At 42.6% G+C, this 16,134-nt stretch carries 15 protein-coding genes; 6 read left to right on the forward strand and 9 right to left on the reverse strand.

The window, feature by feature from the left end; translation table 11 throughout:
- Window positions 1-39: 39 nt before the first annotated feature.
- The 6 genes from Q4592_RS11110 to dinG all read right to left on the reverse strand — a co-directional run bounded on the left by Q4592_RS11110 (window position 40) and on the right by dinG (window position 5,577).
- Window positions 40-876: an outer membrane protein OmpK gene (locus tag Q4592_RS11110; RefSeq protein WP_303512889.1), complete on the reverse strand. Its 837-nt coding sequence runs from the start codon at window positions 874-876 to the stop codon at window positions 40-42.
- A 292-nt stretch (window positions 877-1,168) separates the two neighbouring features.
- Complete coding sequence (rsmS, locus tag Q4592_RS11115; RefSeq protein WP_303512892.1) at window positions 1,169-1,330, reverse strand: pleiotropic regulatory protein RsmS; 162 nt, start codon at window positions 1,328-1,330, stop codon at window positions 1,169-1,171.
- A 76-nt stretch (window positions 1,331-1,406) separates the two neighbouring features.
- Window positions 1,407-2,174, reverse strand: a complete 768-nt coding sequence (locus tag Q4592_RS11120) for a DUF2057 domain-containing protein (RefSeq protein ID WP_303512896.1) — start codon at window positions 2,172-2,174, stop codon at window positions 1,407-1,409.
- 3 nt (window positions 2,175-2,177) lie between these two features.
- Entirely contained in the window at window positions 2,178-2,786 is a 609-nt protein-coding gene (gene priC, locus Q4592_RS11125; protein WP_303512898.1) for a primosomal replication protein PriC, read from the reverse strand.
- The gene (locus Q4592_RS11130; RefSeq protein WP_137674642.1) at window positions 2,774-3,553 is read right to left on the reverse strand and encodes a TSUP family transporter; all 780 of its coding nucleotides are present in this window, start codon (window positions 3,551-3,553) and stop codon (window positions 2,774-2,776) included. Before Q4592_RS11130 ends, priC begins: the two co-directional genes overlap by 13 nt.
- Window positions 3,553-5,577, reverse strand: a complete 2,025-nt coding sequence (gene dinG, locus Q4592_RS11135; protein WP_303512900.1) for an ATP-dependent DNA helicase DinG — start codon at window positions 5,575-5,577, stop codon at window positions 3,553-3,555. The genes Q4592_RS11130 and dinG overlap by 1 nt, the downstream gene beginning before the upstream one ends.
- Window positions 5,578-5,925: 348 nt before the next feature.
- On the opposite strand from dinG, the gene Q4592_RS11140 reads away from it, so the two are divergent.
- Window positions 5,926-6,972 (forward strand): porin, encoded by a 1,047-nt coding sequence (locus Q4592_RS11140; RefSeq protein ID WP_303512902.1) that lies wholly within the window; start codon window positions 5,926-5,928, stop codon window positions 6,970-6,972.
- 371 nt (window positions 6,973-7,343) lie between these two features.
- Entirely contained in the window at window positions 7,344-8,378 is a 1,035-nt protein-coding gene (locus tag Q4592_RS11145) for a porin (RefSeq protein WP_303512904.1), read from the forward strand.
- Between the two features lie 70 nt (window positions 8,379-8,448).
- Here the strand turns inward: Q4592_RS11145 and Q4592_RS11150 are convergent, their stop codons facing one another.
- Window positions 8,449-8,823, reverse strand: coding sequence for a TraR/DksA C4-type zinc finger protein (locus tag Q4592_RS11150; RefSeq protein ID WP_137674638.1), 375 nt, complete (start codon window positions 8,821-8,823; stop codon window positions 8,449-8,451).
- A gap of 181 nt (window positions 8,824-9,004) precedes the next feature.
- Entirely contained in the window at window positions 9,005-9,943 is a 939-nt protein-coding gene (locus Q4592_RS11155) for a tRNA-dihydrouridine synthase (protein WP_303512909.1), read from the reverse strand.
- A 431-nt stretch (window positions 9,944-10,374) separates the two neighbouring features.
- Here Q4592_RS11155 and apt point away from each other — a divergent pair, with 431 nt between their 5' ends.
- The 4 genes from apt to Q4592_RS11175 all read left to right on the forward strand — a co-directional run bounded on the left by apt (window position 10,375) and on the right by Q4592_RS11175 (window position 14,205).
- Window positions 10,375-10,920: an adenine phosphoribosyltransferase gene (gene apt / locus Q4592_RS11160; protein WP_303512911.1), complete on the forward strand. Its 546-nt coding sequence runs from the start codon at window positions 10,375-10,377 to the stop codon at window positions 10,918-10,920.
- A gap of 14 nt (window positions 10,921-10,934) precedes the next feature.
- On the forward strand, window positions 10,935-13,289 hold the full coding sequence (dnaX, locus tag Q4592_RS11165; RefSeq protein WP_303512914.1) for a DNA polymerase III subunit gamma/tau: 2,355 nt from the start codon (window positions 10,935-10,937) through the stop codon (window positions 13,287-13,289).
- A gap of 71 nt (window positions 13,290-13,360) precedes the next feature.
- Window positions 13,361-13,687 carry a YbaB/EbfC family nucleoid-associated protein gene (locus Q4592_RS11170; protein WP_137674634.1) on the forward strand — a complete coding sequence of 109 codons (327 nt, stop codon included), beginning with the start codon at window positions 13,361-13,363 and terminating at the stop codon, window positions 13,685-13,687.
- A 92-nt stretch (window positions 13,688-13,779) separates the two neighbouring features.
- Complete coding sequence (locus Q4592_RS11175) at window positions 13,780-14,205, forward strand: DUF3010 family protein (protein WP_303512917.1); 426 nt, start codon at window positions 13,780-13,782, stop codon at window positions 14,203-14,205.
- Between the two features lie 81 nt (window positions 14,206-14,286).
- Here the strand turns inward: Q4592_RS11175 and asnB are convergent, their stop codons facing one another.
- Window positions 14,287-15,951, reverse strand: coding sequence for an asparagine synthase B (asnB, locus tag Q4592_RS11180; protein WP_137674632.1), 1,665 nt, complete (start codon window positions 15,949-15,951; stop codon window positions 14,287-14,289).
- Window positions 15,952-16,134 lie beyond the last annotated feature (183 nt).

Raw genomic sequence — 16,134 nt, forward strand, 5'->3', positions numbered from 1 at the left:
TACCCTTTTACATTGCTACTGACTCAAGCTACACGGTAATTATATTTTGTAGATGATTGCAAAGTAGTGACCGAATCCAGTAGTTTCTTGAAGTGGACCAGTAGGGTACAACTCAGCACCATCTTTCATGCCATATGTATCGTAAAAGTATTTAAGGCCGTAACCCGCTGAAAAGCGGTCTGAATGCCAGTAGATACCGTGGTAGGTTTGACCACCTGAGGTAGTGCGGTTTGCTTGGTCTGAATATCCGTCAGCACCAAACATATGATCCCAGTAACCCTGGTATGAAATAAAGCTATCATTTTCGAAGAAGTAAATTGGTTTGAACCAGTTGGTAGAAAACTGGTAACCATTCCATGAGCTTTCGTCATCGTTACCGAAGTTTTTTGCACTGTAACGAGCGTACAGGTTCATACCCATTTTGCCCAACCATGGCACATTTACGTCAGAGCCAAGACCAATAAAATGCTCTTGTTGTTCTTGACCAAAGTTGTTTAAGTTGGCGATGTAAACTTCTTGAACTGGACCAAATGACAAGTCTTTACCTGTCACTGCATCTAACGAAAGACGAGGGGCAAATTTCATGAACATGCCACCAGTTTCATGTTTAGTGCTACTGCTGCTATTGGTAATGTCGAAAACATCAACGTAACCGTAGAAATCGAAGTAGCCAGAGCGACCACCAAACTCCATTTCTAGGTAGGTGTCTTTGTAGCCTTCATTAACATTGTGCGGCTTTTGATCGATGGTATGCATAAGGTTGAATTGCATCCATTTGTAATCGCCAGCATGTACGTCTTCTTTTGGTTCAACAGCGTTTGCTGAAAAAGATGACACGGCAAATAGTGCTGCGCTAATCAGTCCAAGTTTTTTCATTAGGGTAGTTCCTTGTTCACATTTAGGTGAATTACCGAGTGTGTTTTGTTTTGAGTACGGCGGGAATTCTATAGATGAAGGGAACTAAAGTTCAGAGATAGATCACAAAAAACTGCGCAGTAATTGCTCAATTAAATTATATTAACCCTATATGTGTATGGTTTTTAGCGCTAGACAAAAAAATAACTAAAATTTTATATAAAAATCAACATTGTTTTAGTTATGGGGTTTAGCGCTAAAAAGAGACGGCTTGACCAACGAAATATGAAATAGTGGCGGGTTATATAGATTTTTATTCTTTGGTGTTTTTAGATTTTTCGAGCTTGTGTTGATAGTCGCTACCAATAATCTCTAAAGCTTTTAATACCACCTCTGGTTCGATTTGGTTTTCTTCGAGTAATTGAATGAGATCGACGGCCAGCTGAACATGTTTGGGTGCGGAGGAAAGAGACATAAGTGACCTGCGGAAGACTATTGAGGGGAGAGGATAAATTAAGGCTTGAGTTAACGATTTAACTCAAGCCTTACTGTTATTGCTGTTGGATTACCCAAATTTGAAATGCTTTACGGGTTGCAGCGTCTGAACGTTGATACCAAAACTGTAGCATTTGTAATTCAGTGTTATCACCACTAGGCATTACTACATCAACTTCTGGAGCAGCAGCGGGCTCGTTACTAGCAACGGCAGCTGTTGTTGCTACCACTGCTGTAGCCGCAGCGGCGGTATTAGTAGTAGATGTTGATGCTGTAGTTGTTGGCTCCGCCTTTACGGTATTGCTAGCCGCAACCGCTGTGCTGGTAGTGGCAACTGCTGCAGCCGTTGTGTTTGCTTGTGTTGCTTCAATGGCGGCGATTTCTTCTAGGTAATCACGAGAGAATTGCATACCTGACTTTAACGGTAACACGTAGTGCGTAGAGTCAACCGCGCCACCATTTTTGCTTTTTAAACTAAACGTAGGCTTGTCTGCGAACTTCTTGGCCTTACTAATGCTACGTGGTTGTTTAGCGGATAAAACGATGTCTTGGTTTTCTTTAACATTTAGATTGATAACAATCGGTTGAGATTTAATGATTTCAGAATTGCTATTAGAGCCAACATTGTCACTGTAACGCACGACAATTTGATGTGGACCAGTGGTGAGGTCGGCGTCTGTTTTGCTTAAACTAAAAGTACCAGTAGACTGTTTATCTACATACATAATCTCGAAATGAGTTGGTGTAGAAAAGCTTGCGGCTAATGCATTGAAGCTGGCGATACAAGCAAATGTTAATGTTACAGTCTTCCCTAAGAATCGCATGAATTACTCCTTAAAGCGTGATTCTATCTGATTAATTTTCTGTTCTAGTTTCCAAGTGGTTTTCTGACACTCACCTAAGCGACTCTTTAGACTGAGGATCTCTGCGCTTAGTCTAGCAGTATCTGTCTTGAGATTACTACGATTAAGTACTTGGTTTTTTTCGGCAATTTTTTGCTCAAGTTGTTGCTCAAACTGTTTCTGTTGAGAAAGTTTCTCGTGTAGCTCAGAGCGGTTGCCCGAACTCATTACTTTATCTAAGCGCTTTTGCCAGTTCTGAATGCGTTTTTGTTGAGGAATAGCTTGCTGTTTTGCTTGGCGATTTGCCTTAGATATTTTGCTTTGCAGCATAGCAAATTTACCTACAAACCTATCGCAATACAGTTGGAGTAATTCAAGGTCTTGGGTTTTTTCACTCAGCAGGTGGATTCGATTTAAGTCTTGCTCTAGTTCTGTCACGTAATCGCTAAACAGATCACTACGACAACTAAAGCGCTCATCTAATACTGCGGTTTTGGCGTAAGCGCTGCGCTCGCCTTGAAGATCACGATGTTCGGCTTGCTGCTTTAAGTGCAGCAGTTTTTGGCTTAGCGTTTGAAGCTCTAGCTGAACCATGCTTGCCACGCCAGTTTACCGGCAATTACCATGACAACAGTAATGAACACCGGGCGAATAAATTTTGCGCCAAAATGGATGGCTGAATGCGCGCCTACCACTGCGCCAAGCATAATGCTTACGCCCATGGTTAAACCAATTGCCCAATTAACGTGACCTAAATAGACAAAGGTAATAAAAGAAACAAAGTTACTGGTAAAGTTCATCGCCTTGGCTAAACCAGACGATAACAATATGTTCATTTTGTAGAGTGCCATAGACGATACTGTCCAAAATGCACCAGTACCTGGGCCGGCCACACCATCATAAAATCCGAGGCTTAAGCCTTGCCCCACCATTTGCTTAGTGAGTTTTTTACTGGTTTTAGGCAGTACTGCTTGGCCATCTGCTTGTTTTCTATTTACTACGGTATAAACCGCTGTGGCCATAATCACTAAGGGCAGCAGTTTTTCTAACCATTGGGTACTTATAAAGTCGACGATAAAGGTGCCGAAAAACGCTCCAATTGCCGTAGCAACAAAGCTCCAAATCCAAAACACGGGGTTGAACAATTGTTTTCTATAAAAAGTCCAAGCGGCGGTGCTTGAGCCAAAGCTGGCGGCTAGCTTATTAGTGCCTAAGGCTATATGTGGCGGTAGACCAATACTTAATAAGGCGGGAATAGTGAGTAGCCCGCCGCCACCTGCAATAGCATCAATAAAGCCTGCGGTTAGCCCTATGCCGATAATAAGCAGCAAAACAGAGGAGTCGAGTCCCAATTCCAACATTAACTATCACTTCTTTTATATGGGGGTAATGCAGCCAATAATTGGCTACCGTAGCGGCGCGAACTTAGCCGACTATCAAGCAGCACGATTCTACCTGAATCACTTTCTTTTCTCATTAACCTTCCACAGCTCTGGATGAGTTTTCTACTCGCGCTTGGCAATGTTAGCAACATAAAAGGATTTTGATTTCTACTTTCTAACAACTCCGCGTGGCTAGCCATAACCGGTTCTGTAGGAACCGCAAACGGTAAGCGAGCAATTAGGAGATCCGTTAATAGCTCACCCGGCAAATCGATACCCTCACTAAAGCCGATAGTTGCCAAAATAGTGCTGGTTTGATGCTGCTTTCTGCAATCACGGTGTTTAGCTAATAGTTGCTGGTTGGTGAGTTTACCCTGTACCCAAAGGTTGCTGATGTTGTGTTTTTCTAAGTGCTCTGCAACCAAATCAACTAAACGGTATGAGTTACACAGCACTAATACCCCCCCTTTATTTTGCTGTGCTGCTAAAACGTAATCAGCAACACTGCGAGCAAAATCTGGATGGTCTGGCTCAGGCAACCTGCTAGGAACTTGCAATTCTACTTGCTGATAATTAAAAGGAGAGGGCAGTTTTACTAATTGTTCAGAAGGCAACTTAGGTAAACCTACTTGATTTAAGTAATAGGAGAAATTGCCTAAGGCACTTAAGGTAGCCGACACCGCAATGACCGAGAATGCATCTTGCCAAAGCAACTGCTGAAGTACACCACCAATCTCGATGGGAGAGCTGCATAACAATAGTTCTTTTTCTTTTTGGCTAAACCAAAATGCAGTGTTTTTTTGATTATTTTCATTTGCGTAACTAAATAAAGTGTCGACCCACGACTCACTAAGGTGTTGCATAGGGCTTAATTGGCTAAGTAACGCTTCTGCTTGTGATGACTTTAATTGGTTGTCAGCCACACTTTCTTGAATCACACCAGCAAAGTGTTGCAGGCAACTACCAAGCTTATTGGCTTCTTTAAAGTAGTTACTTGCTAAATTGGTAATGGCAGTTGGTGTTTTGGCTAAAGGAAAACGCCAATGCCCACTTTGTTCAAAACTAGCTTTATTATCAATTGCGATATCTTTGAGCTTATTAAAGCATCGGCTAAGTTCAACGCAGGCTTCTTTTAGCTTGATACTTGTACCAGCAATGCTTGAAGGGTTAAGTACCGTTGCTAAATGCTTGTCTAACTCCTTGATGTTTTCTAGTTCTTTTAATGCATAACGTAAGCCTAGTTGATTGGCACTGGCTTCGCGGGCGATATCGGGGAATTGATGCGCTTCGTCTAATATATAGATGCAATCTTCGGCTGGCGGCAATATATGGCCACTACCTGCATGTAAGTCAGCCAGTAGCAAACTGTGGTTGGCAACAATGACATCAGCCTTTTTCAAGCCTTTACGCGCTTTATGAAAAGGGCAACTGCGGTGCCTAGCTGACTGAACTGAACAACTTAAGCCGTCTACCACAACGTGTTGCCATATTTGCCAAGGGATTTGGGCTGGCCAAGTATCTCGGTCTCCGTCCCATTTGCCTTGTTGCAGCGCTACTGCCATGCGCTTCGCTAAATCGGCGTGTTTAGGCGTTAAACCCACCTCAGGAGAAATGGCTGCAACCAGTTTATGGGCGCAACAATAGCGCTGACGTCCCTTCGCTAAACAAAACTGAAACTCGCCATGCGCGGCTAAATGCACCAAGGGAATGTCACTGTCTATTAACTGTTGTTGCAACGCGACAGTAGCGGTAGAGATCACGACTTTCTTATTTAAGGCTCTTGCTAAAGGGATAGCGGCCAATAAATAAGCAAGAGATTTTCCTGTTCCTGTACCAGCTTCAGCTAAAAGTACCCGTTGTTTGCGATTTATATCTCCCGCAATTGTTTTGGCAATTTGAGCGATTAAAGCAGTTTGTGCAGATCTAGTAACAAATTCTGGATTTTGTTCCTGCAGGGTCTTATACCAATGGCGAATTCGTTTCTTGTTTTTTTCTGTTAACATGAATTCCTCAATGTTGTTAACAACTTATAACTACCTTTATGTTCTTTAGCTGAACATTATAGATTAGAGCCGCGGCATAAAACACTGCAAATAAATAAAATAATTGGTTTAAATACTGTTAGATGTAGATCACGTTTTTGTGTCTATTACATTCTTTTATCATGCTTGATTACAGATTGACCGCTGTAAAAGCACGTGTATACAGGGTTTTACGTGATTTTATAAAAGTTCAATTTTTTATTGCAAAAAAATTTCAGCTTGATAATGTATTGACCAGACAGTGAGAAATCACTGTCGCACAGGGAATTTAAGGAACAAGTGTTTAATTGCTAAGAAGGCACAGGAAAAATGAAAAAAACAATTCTAGCGGTAGCAATACCAGCTCTATTCGCAGCATCTGCACAAGCTGCAACTGTATATGACGCCGACGGCGTAACTGCTGAAGTTTATGGTCGTATGCAATTCGATATTACAGACAAAGGTGGTGAAAACTCTAAAGTTGACGGTATCGGTTCAGCTCGTATGGGTTTCAAGGCTAAATCAGAAATCGCACCTGGCATTAAAGCCTTAGCTCGCGGTGAATGGCAAATCCAAGCTGAAAATAGCGCTAAAGGCTCAAACTTTGAATGTGAAGACGTAAACGACACAAGCACTTGTAAAGTTAGCAGCAGCGACCCATTTGCCGCTCGTCACCTATACGCAGGTTTTGAGTTTGATGAAGGCGGTACTGTAGTATTTGGTCAAACTGATACTGCATTCTACCAAGCTGTAGCTGCAACTGATATCTTCAATACTTACGGTTACGAAGCTTATGATCTAATCGAAGATGGCCGTCAAGAAGGTCAAATCGTTTATAACGGTGAGTTCGGTGGGTTTTATGTTGGGGCTTCTTACCAGTTCCGTGATGACAACTTCACTGTTGATTTTGGTAACCCAAACAATGGTACTAGCGTAACTACTAACGCTAAACTTGATTCTGGTTATGCTGGTACCCTTGGTTACACTTTTGATTTTGGCTTAGCTGCGTATGCTGGTTACCACGTAGAGAAGTTTGATGCTGGTGAAGACAAGAAGAACATGGCGCTTTCAGCTTCATACTCTTGGGAAGATCTTTACTTAGCTGGTGCTTACGTTACTACTGAACTTGGTGATGCCGAACTTAAAGGTTATGACCTAGTAGCATCTTACGACATCAATGCTGTTTCTCTATATACTGGTTATGCAGCTCAGAAAGCTGAAGGTTCAATTAGCGACCAAGGCGATACAGCTAAAGCATTCAAGCTTGGTGCTGCTTACAAGTTCAACAGCAACATGAAAGCATGGGCTGAGTACTTGAACGACGGCCTTGAAGGTGCTGATGATAAATGGACTATCGCATTACAATACAACTTCTAAGTTGATTGTTGTGATAAGCGCTTGTTAAGCGCTCCTATATAGAAGCTCGCTACGGCGAGCTTTTTTGTTTGTTATTTTTCTCTTTTTCAAACCCAGATTCTGCCCGCATTTCCTCACCCAGAGCTCTATTATTCATTTTGTGTATATCTGCTAGTTCTTGAATAGATAAACATTTTGTCAAACTCACTATTGCATTTTCAATAAACTATAAAAGTTCATAAAAACTTCAAAAAAATGTTGAATTCCCTCTCGTTTTCAGCAAGTATGTCGGCCGTGAGAAGGACTTCACTGCACAGGGAAACCATTCAAAGGATGTAACGAATGGGTCAAGGAAGAGATAAGTTATTAATCTCAAAATAGGCAGTGGAACATTGAAAAAGACAATTTTAGCAATCGCAATTCCAGCATTATTTACAGCTGGCGCAACTAACGCTCAAGAAATTTACAATGACGGCGAAAATTCATTCTCTATCGGTGGTCGCCTTAACCTTATGGTTGAGTCAGCAGACAACGGCGTAGAAGGCGAAGGCCGCGAAGCTCGTTCAGAAAACAACTCTTCACGCATTAACTTAAACTTTTCTCGCAAAATGAGCGAAAACGTTACTGCTCGCGCTACCATGGAATATGGTATCGATAACCCAAATGGCGACAGCGATGCTCCTTTCTTTAACCGTTTAGGTTTTGTAGCGTTTGACCACGCTGACTACGGTTCAATCTCTTACGGTAAGCAGTGGTCTACTTACTACACTGTTACTGGCGTAACCGATGTATTTTGGGTTTACGGCGGAACTGCTATGGGTATTTACGACGGTGGCCAAGGTGAAACTGGCGCTGGTCGTGCAAACGATGCCCTACAATACAACGGCAGCTTCGGTGGTGTTAACTTAAGCGGTCAATACCAATTTGCTGATGAAAACGAAGGCCGTAAAGACAGCTACTCTGGTGCAGTATCTTACGATTTCGACTTCGGTCTAAATGTTGGTGCTACTTACCACCAAATGAACCGTACTGATGCCAAAAAAGCTGAAGTATCTAACGATGGTGACATTAAACTAACTGCATTAGCAGCTAGCTACAACCAAGGTCCTATCTACGCTGCTGTTTCTTACGGCGAGTTTAAAAACCACGTAGAGTTTGACGGCGCTACCGGCGTTTCAGATAAAGCTATGGGCCATGAAGGTGTATTCGCTTACACCTTAGACATGGGTCTACAACTTTACACTGGTTGGAACTACCAAGAAGACAAGAACTCAGAAGCAGATCTAAAAACTGCTTTAGTAGGCGCAATGTACGATTGGAACAACGTTCTTTTGTACACTGAGTACCAAGACGAGACTGTTAAGTCTACTTCTGGTAACAAAACTGACGACAACCGCCTAGCGCTTGGTGTTCGTTACAACTTCTAATCTGGCTTAAAAGTCGATAGAAGTAAAAAGGCCACCGCAAGGTGGCCTTTTTGTATGTAGCTATTTATTGCTAAAGAGCAAAACTTTCACGACGTTTTGATAAGCGATGTTTATCACTGCAGCGCTGGCAACGCTGCGTACTAGGATCACTTGCCAATCTGTCTAACTCAATAACTTCTTCACAGTCACTGCATAGCCCGTATAAACCTAGGTCGATTTGGCAAAGCGCGGCATCAACTCGCTTAAGCTGTTTAAGTTGAGCATTTAATTCTGAATACTGTAGCTTTAACGCTTGATCAATGAGTTGTTCATTACTCAGTGATTGCAGCTTACCGGCGGTTAGCTTTAAGCTGGCTTTTTCAGAGGCAGTTAAAAATGAGATGATTTCAGACTTTAACTGCTCTAATTGCTGCGTAAGTCGCAACTGATAATCTGTAAATTCCACATTCAAGCCCAATTAAAAAGTGAATATGCAGTATAAACAGCAGAATAAGCCTTGAGATATGATGTGAATCAAAAGCCTCTCCCTATAGCGCTATATGTCTACATTTATTAGGGTTTTGTTGATCTGATGCAGAAAATGATTAAATTTTGTGACAAAACATAAAATGGATATGTGGCTTACGCTAATTTGCTTGTTGTAAGCGAATGGTATTAATAATTGTCGCTGTGTCTTTGTATATACGGATAGAGCGAAATAATTCATCAGCTTCAGGATAATAGCCAGAGAGGTACCTAAGCCATTGTTTTACTCGGCTTTGATAGTATTTTGATTTTTCGCTATTTATTTCATGTTGCGAATAACGAATAAGCAGCTCAATCACCGCTTCCCAAGATAATGGGTCTTCTTCTCCGCGAACCACTTTGGCTAAGTTAGGAATGGTAAGCGCGCCGCGGCCAATCATTACGTCATCACAACCACTCGTTTCTTGGCATTGTAAGTAGTTTTCTCGGTTCCACACTTCACCATTAGCAATAATGGGTATCGAAAATTGCTCTTTTACTTTTTTAATGTAATGCCAATGGGCTGGGGCTTTGTAGCCATCTAATTTGGTTCGGGCATGAATGGTAAGTTCATCTGCTCCAGCTTCTTGAACAGCTTGTACAATATCAAAGCAATCTTCTTTGTTTTCCCAGCCTAAACGGATTTTAGCAGAAACAGTATGTTGTTTTGGTACTGCTTGGCGAACCGCGCTTATTACCTCAAAGATGGATTGAGGGGCTTTTAACATAGATGCACCACCGCAGCTGCCGGTAACCGTATTACTTGGGCAGCCAAAGTTTAAATCTAGGCCATGCGAACCTAATTCGATAGCACGAACCGCATTTTCTGCCATTGGGCTAGGGTGTTGGCCAAGTAGCTGCACCCGCACAGGAGTGGTGTTATCAATGAAGCCGCCTTCATGTAACTCAGGACAGTACTTATAAAAAACTTTATCTGGTAGGGCAACGTTAGTCACACGAATAAACTCGGTTACGCACCAATCGTATCCGCCACAACTGGACAAGAGCTGTCGCATTGAAGCATCGGCAACACCTTCCATTGGGGCTAAAACTACGCGCATAACTTACCTACCTAAAAAAGGGCGTTATTCTAACGGTTTGGCATATAGCAAGCCAGTGAAATTAACCATCTCACTAAGCAACCCGCGCTTTAGTTCGAATAGCTTTATCCTTTCTTTTTATGGGTATTTGTAGCAAACGGAGTCGCGTATAATTGATTTAGATCAATGTTGATTGGAATTAGTTTTAGGGTGTTTTTGAAATGGACCACGAGTTTAAAGAAAGTTATAACGTATTATATTTCCTAGGTTTTATAGTGGCTCTACTGATCCCAACCTTACCATTGAGTTTGTCTTTACTTAAAATTTTAGCTTAAATTTTGTATTGTTTTGCAGGAAGCTCTACGTTGCTTTATGGCTGCAAACTGAGATAATTAAAGATTGTAAATAGCGCCCACCTTTATGGGCGTTTTTTTTGGACAATGGAAGCCGGTATGAGCAGCTCAAACCTCGAATATATTAAAAGCGCAATCAAAACTATCCCTAACTATCCTAAAGAAGGCATTTTGTTTAGAGATGTTACCAGCCTAATTGAAGACCCAAAGGCTTTTGCTTTAGTTATTCATGAATGGCAGCAACGTTTTGAAGACTTAGGTATTACCAAAATTGTTGGTACCGAAGCGCGCGGATTTATATTCGGTGCGCCTTTAGCCTTAGCTTTGGGCGTGGGTTTTGTTCCGGTGCGTAAACCTGGCAAATTACCTCGTGAAGTGATTGGCGAAAGTTATGAGCTTGAATACGGCATGGACACACTTGAGATCCATACCGATGCGATTGAGGCCGGTGATAAAGTGTTGTTGGTTGATGATCTCATTGCCACTGGCGGTACCGCAGAAGCCTCGGTTAAGCTGATTCGTAAACTTGGTGGGCAGATAAATTATGCGGCCTTTGTGATAAACTTAGTAGACTTACCAGGCGCACAAAAGCTAACCACATTGGGCGTTGAATCTAGCTATTTAGTTGAGTTTGAAGGCGAATAGGACAAGCATATTTAATGAGTTATCAAGCCCTAGCAAGAAAATGGCGACCAAGAACATTCCAACAGGTAGTTGCTCAGCAACACGTGTTGGCAGGCTTGATTAATTCTCTTGATCAACAACGACTGCACCACGCTTATTTGTTTAGCGGTACGCGCGGTGTTGGCAAAACAACCATCGCACGTTTATTTGCTAAGAGCTTAAACTGCGAAGTAGGGGTATCGTCTCAGCCCTGCGGAAAGTGCAGTAATTGTATTGAAGTAGATCAAGGTAACTTTGTTGATTTATTGGAAATAGATGCTGCGTCTCGCACTAAAGTAGAAGATACCCGCGAGTTACTCGACAATGTGCAATATAGCCCTGCCAAGGGGCGTTATAAAGTCTACCTAATTGATGAAGTGCACATGCTGTCTCGCCACAGTTTTAATGCCTTGCTTAAAACCCTGGAAGAACCGCCAGAACACGTGAAGTTTTTGTTGGCCACTACCGATCCTCAAAAGCTTCCGGTTACTGTGTTATCTCGCTGTTTACAGTTTCAGCTTAAAGCCTTAAGTGAAGAGCAAATTGCTCATCAGCTAGCGCATATCCTCGATGCAGAGCAACGTCAGTATCAACCCGATGCGCTTAACGCACTTGCCCATGCTGCAGACGGCAGTATGCGAGACGCTTTGAGTTTAACTGACCAAGCTTTAGCCTTATCTAATCAGCAAGTTGATTACCAACAAGTATTAGATATGTTAGGCGTGCTTGATCCCCACCAATTACGCCAATTGTTGTGTCATGTTGCAGCAGGTCAAACGGAATCAGTTTTTAGCAAAATATCTGAGTTAGCCACTATGGCGCCAGACTACGAGCAACTGCATCAGCAACTGGCTGAAATTATTCATAAAGTGTGCATGGCGCAAGTGTTGCCTGCTAGTCAAAATGACGAAACCATACAGATGTTAGCGGAGCAATTAGATGCGCAACTACTGCAGTTGCTTTATCAGATTGTAATTACCGGTAAACGTGATTTTGCTTATGCGCCTAGCCCACGTGGCGGCTTTGAAATGACCGTGTTACGCATGTTGGCGTTTCAACCTGCAGAGCAGGTAGAGCAACTCTTGCCAGAGCCGCAAACAACTGCCACTCCGTCTAATGCTGAATTAGCTGACAACAGCTTGGTAAAAGAACAGCAAGAGATAATTGAGCAAGCGCAGCAACAAGGTTATCAAGTTGATGCGGCGCCTGTAAAAACAGCTGCACCTGCATCAACACCGCCATCGCAAACTAAAGACGAGCGGGTAGTGCAGCGTGAGCAAAGCATTGCAAAGCTAAAAAACCAACTGCGGGGCAATGAGCCAGCAGACGATGTAAAACCCGCCGTATCGGTTCATGATCAAGATAAGCAGGTTCCAGTGGCTAAATCACAAGCTGCTGCTCCTATTGCTGAGTTAGTTCAACAGCCAAGCGAACCTGCGGTTGCCATTGAACAACGTTTACCAGCATCCGAAGCTGCTACACATCCAGTGGAGCCGAATGAGCAAAGGTTTGATCAAGCTACGCCACCGACTCCTGCCGCGCCGGCCAACGAATCGAGTGACTCAGTAGATGATAGCTATTATGCGCATTTAGCAGAGATGGGCGGAGGCTATGATGAAGAACCTAATTACGCGGCGGATTATCAAACGCAAGATATGCATTCTGCTGTTCCCCCATCGTCAGCATCACCTTCAATTTCTAGTCCTAGCCCTGAGGTCAGTAGTGCTCCGGCCAAAGAGGATACTGCCTCATTGTTGCAGTTGCGAAGCCAATTAAGAGCGCGAGGAAAAAGCGAAAAAAAGTCTGAAGAGGTTAGCGCCTCAAACAGCAAAAACAGCACTTTAGCTCCAGCGGCAAAAACGGCCAATTATGTTGGGCAGCAGGTTAGCTCGAACAATGAGGCGCTTACACCTCCACTTGCAGAGGGTTTAGCGCCGGCAGCACCAGAGCCATTTCAGTCATCAGTGACCGATCATGATGAGAGATGGGCTGAAATGGTTAAGCATATGGACTTAGGCCCAATTGCTCGGCAAATTGCTATTAACTCCTTGTATCAACTTGTCGGTAGCACCGTAAAATTGTTACTTAAGCCTGATTTGTCTCACTTGCCTAAACCCAGTTCTGTAGAAGAATTGAAGCAACAGCTTAGTCATTGCCTACAGCTTAGTGCGGAATTAGATATTACGGTTGGTGAAGACTCAAACAGTAATACGCCGCTAGAGCTTGCTCAGTTACTTCATCAAAAAAATACCGAAGCAGCACGCGAGCGCTTATTGGAAGACCCCAATATTCAAGCGCTGCAACAACGCTTTGGTGCAGAATTAGATCACGACAGTGTGAAATACCACTGAACAACTTGATTTTCGACATTAATATCGATGTAATGTCGCTGTTATAACTAATAGAAGAGAAGAGAATAGTTATGTTTAAAGGCGGAATGGGTAACCTAATGAAGCAAGCGCAGCAGATGCAGGATAAAATGCAGCGCGCTCAAGAAGAAATCGCCAAAATGGAAGTTACTGGTGAGTCAGGTGCAGGCCTGGTTAAAGTTGTTATGCTAGGTAACCACAATGTACGTCGCGTTGAGCTAGATGAAAGCTTAATGGAAGATGACAAAGACATGATTGAAGATTTACTTGCCGCTGCTGTTAACGATGCGGTGCGTCGTGTAGAAGAAGCCAGTAAAGAGAAGATGGGTGACGTAACCGGCGGTATGCAAATGCCTCCAGGTATGAAAATGCCTTTCTAAATTGGCTTCAATTAGCTGATTGATTAGGCCGCGTTGCGGCCTTTTTTGTGCAACACTGATATTGCACGGTTTATTTTGTAACGGGTATTAATATGAAAGTATGTGGCGTAGAAATAAAAAGTAATGAAGTAATAATAAGCTTATTGAGTTTAGAAGATGGCTTGTTTCAAATACCCGATTGCCGCGTGCGTCGTTTAACCCTTAGCGATATTAATAGCACTCAGCATTTACGCGATTTTCAATTTGCTTTTGCTAAGTTAATGAGTGACTACAAAGTTGAAAAAGTGGCGATTAAACAACGCCCAATGAAAGGTAAGTTTGCGGGTGGGGCTGTGGGCTTCAAACTTGAAGCTGCCATTGAAGTGATCGCCGACCTTAATGTTCAGTTGATCTCAGCGCCTTATTCTAAGCAAGTACTTAAAGATAACCCTATACCTGTAGAATTCTCAGCTACTGGTCTTAAAGCTTTTCAAGAGGTGTCTTTTACCGCCGCTTATGTAGCTTGTATGTCTGAGTAGTATTTTACTGAGATATAAAAAAACCGATGCCATGGCATCGGTTTTTTGCTTTTAAACTCAGTTAACCAAGCCTAAAAGTGATTAGTACGCTTCGTTGTGTACCGATAGTACTGCACGGCCTGAAGGATCTGCGTTGTTAGCGAAGCTCGCATCCCAAGCAATTGCTTCAGGTGTAGAACAAGCTACAGACTTACCGTGTGGCACACATTCTGCCGCAGAGTCCTGCGGGAAGTGTTCTTCGAACATGCTTCGGTAGTAGTAAGCTTCTTTAGTATCTGGAGTATTAATTGGGAAGCGGAATGCCGCATTTGCCAATTCTTGATCAGATACTTCAAGCTCTACAAGTTCTTTAAGGCTGTCAATCCACGAGTAACCTACACCATCAGAGAATTGCTCTTTTTGGCGCCATGCTACTTCTGCTGGTAAGTAACCTTCAAAAGCTTCACGAAGGATGTGTTTTTCAATCTTGTCACCAGCACACATTTTAGCTTCTGGGTTAATTCGCATTGCTACATCCATAAACTCTTTGTCTAGGAATGGAACACGGCCTTCAATACCCCAAGCGGCAAGTGATTTGTTAGCACGATTACAATCGAACATGTGTAGCTTTTCTAGCTTACGCAGTGTTTCTTCATGGAACTCTTTAGCATTAGGCGCTTTGTGGAAGTACAAGTAGCCGCCAAAGATTTCGTCGGCGCCTTCGCCAGACAATACCATTTTAATGCCCATAGCCTTAATTTTACGCGCCATTAAGTACATTGGGGTAGAAGCACGAATAGTTGTTACATCGTAGGTTTCTAGGTAGTAGATAACGTCTTTAATCGCATCAATACCTTCTTGAACCGTGAAGTGAATTTCGTGGTGAACTGTGCCTAAGTGCTTAGCAACTTTTTGCGCAGCAATTAGGTCTGGTGAGCCTACTAGGCCAACGGCAAATGAGTGCAGTTGCGGCCACCAAGCTTCAGAATTGTCGTTATCTTCAATTCGCTTGTCTGCGTACATTTTAGTAATCGCAGAAATAACTGAAGAATCTAAACCGCCAGATAGTAATACGCCGTAGGGTACATCACACATTAGTTGACGCTTAACAGCGGCTTCTAAGGCTAATTTTAAATCTTCTACGCTAGCATCGTTGTTTTCAACCGCGCTGTAATCCATCCAATCGCGCTTGTAGTATTTAACTGGCTCGCCAGCTTTACTCCACAAGTAATGACCTGGAGGGAATTCACTAACGGTTTTACAAATTGGCGTTAGTGCTTTCATCTCAGAGGCAACATAAAAGTTACCGTGCTCGTCGTAACCGGTGTACAGCGGGATAATACCAATGTGGTCACGGCCAATTAAGTAAGCATCTTCTTCTGAATCGTACAAACAAAAGCCAAAGATTCCGTTTAGGTCATCTAAAAACTCAATGCCTTTTTCTTTGTACAAAGCCAAAATGATTTCACAGTCTGATTCAGTCTGGAATTCAAAATCAACATTAAGCTCAGCTTTAAGATCTTTGTGGTTGTAGATCTCGCCATTTACAGCAAGAGCGTGAGTTTTCTCGGGATTATAAAGAGGTTGTGCGCCGGTATTTACGTCTACGATAGATAAACGCTCATGCACTAAGATGGCATTTTTTGAAGTGTAAATACCTGACCAATCCGGGCCACGGTGGCGTAAACGCTTTGACATCTCAAGTGCTTGCTTACGCAGCACACTGAGGTCAGATTTAATGTCTAGAACTCCAAATATGGAACACATACTCTTCCCTTAACTACTTTGTGTTTACTCGTGAACAAATGGTACTTCGCCATTTGTCCAAATATTGCTTTCAATTTGCCAAGATCAGAAATTATTGCAAGCCCTGATTGAGATTTTTTGCTAAAAAAAGCCAGAAAACTAATAAAATTTAACAAACTGGCTATTTTTATAAGTCTTTTCGCA

The sequence above is a fragment of the Agarivorans sp. 1_MG-2023 genome (assembly GCF_030548385.1).
Classification (GTDB): domain Bacteria; phylum Pseudomonadota; class Gammaproteobacteria; order Enterobacterales; family Celerinatantimonadaceae; genus Agarivorans.

Bases quoted from the DNA above. Each gene is read 5' to 3' on its own strand.
- Q4592_RS11110 (WP_303512889.1), bottom strand. From the start codon at position 876: ATGAAAAAACTTGGACTGATTAGCGCAGCACTATTTGCCGTGTCATCT.
- asnB (WP_137674632.1), bottom strand. From the start codon at position 15,951: ATGTGTTCCATATTTGGAGTTCTAGACATTAAATCTGACCTCAGTGTG.
- rsmS (WP_303512892.1), bottom strand. From the start codon at position 1,330: ATGTCTCTTTCCTCCGCACCCAAACATGTTCAGCTGGCCGTCGATCTC.
- apt (WP_303512911.1), top strand. From the start codon at position 10,375: ATGAGCAGCTCAAACCTCGAATATATTAAAAGCGCAATCAAAACTATC.
- dinG (WP_303512900.1), bottom strand. From the start codon at position 5,577: ATGTTAACAGAAAAAAACAAGAAACGAATTCGCCATTGGTATAAGACC.
- Q4592_RS11170 (WP_137674634.1), top strand. From the start codon at position 13,361: ATGTTTAAAGGCGGAATGGGTAACCTAATGAAGCAAGCGCAGCAGATG.
- Q4592_RS11120 (WP_303512896.1), bottom strand. From the start codon at position 2,174: ATGCGATTCTTAGGGAAGACTGTAACATTAACATTTGCTTGTATCGCC.
- dnaX (WP_303512914.1), top strand. From the start codon at position 10,935: ATGAGTTATCAAGCCCTAGCAAGAAAATGGCGACCAAGAACATTCCAA.
- priC (WP_303512898.1), bottom strand. From the start codon at position 2,786: ATGGTTCAGCTAGAGCTTCAAACGCTAAGCCAAAAACTGCTGCACTTA.
- Q4592_RS11175 (WP_303512917.1), top strand. From the start codon at position 13,780: ATGAAAGTATGTGGCGTAGAAATAAAAAGTAATGAAGTAATAATAAGC.
- Q4592_RS11155 (WP_303512909.1), bottom strand. From the start codon at position 9,943: ATGCGCGTAGTTTTAGCCCCAATGGAAGGTGTTGCCGATGCTTCAATG.
- Q4592_RS11130 (WP_137674642.1), bottom strand. From the start codon at position 3,553: ATGTTGGAATTGGGACTCGACTCCTCTGTTTTGCTGCTTATTATCGGC.
- Q4592_RS11140 (WP_303512902.1), top strand. From the start codon at position 5,926: ATGAAAAAAACAATTCTAGCGGTAGCAATACCAGCTCTATTCGCAGCA.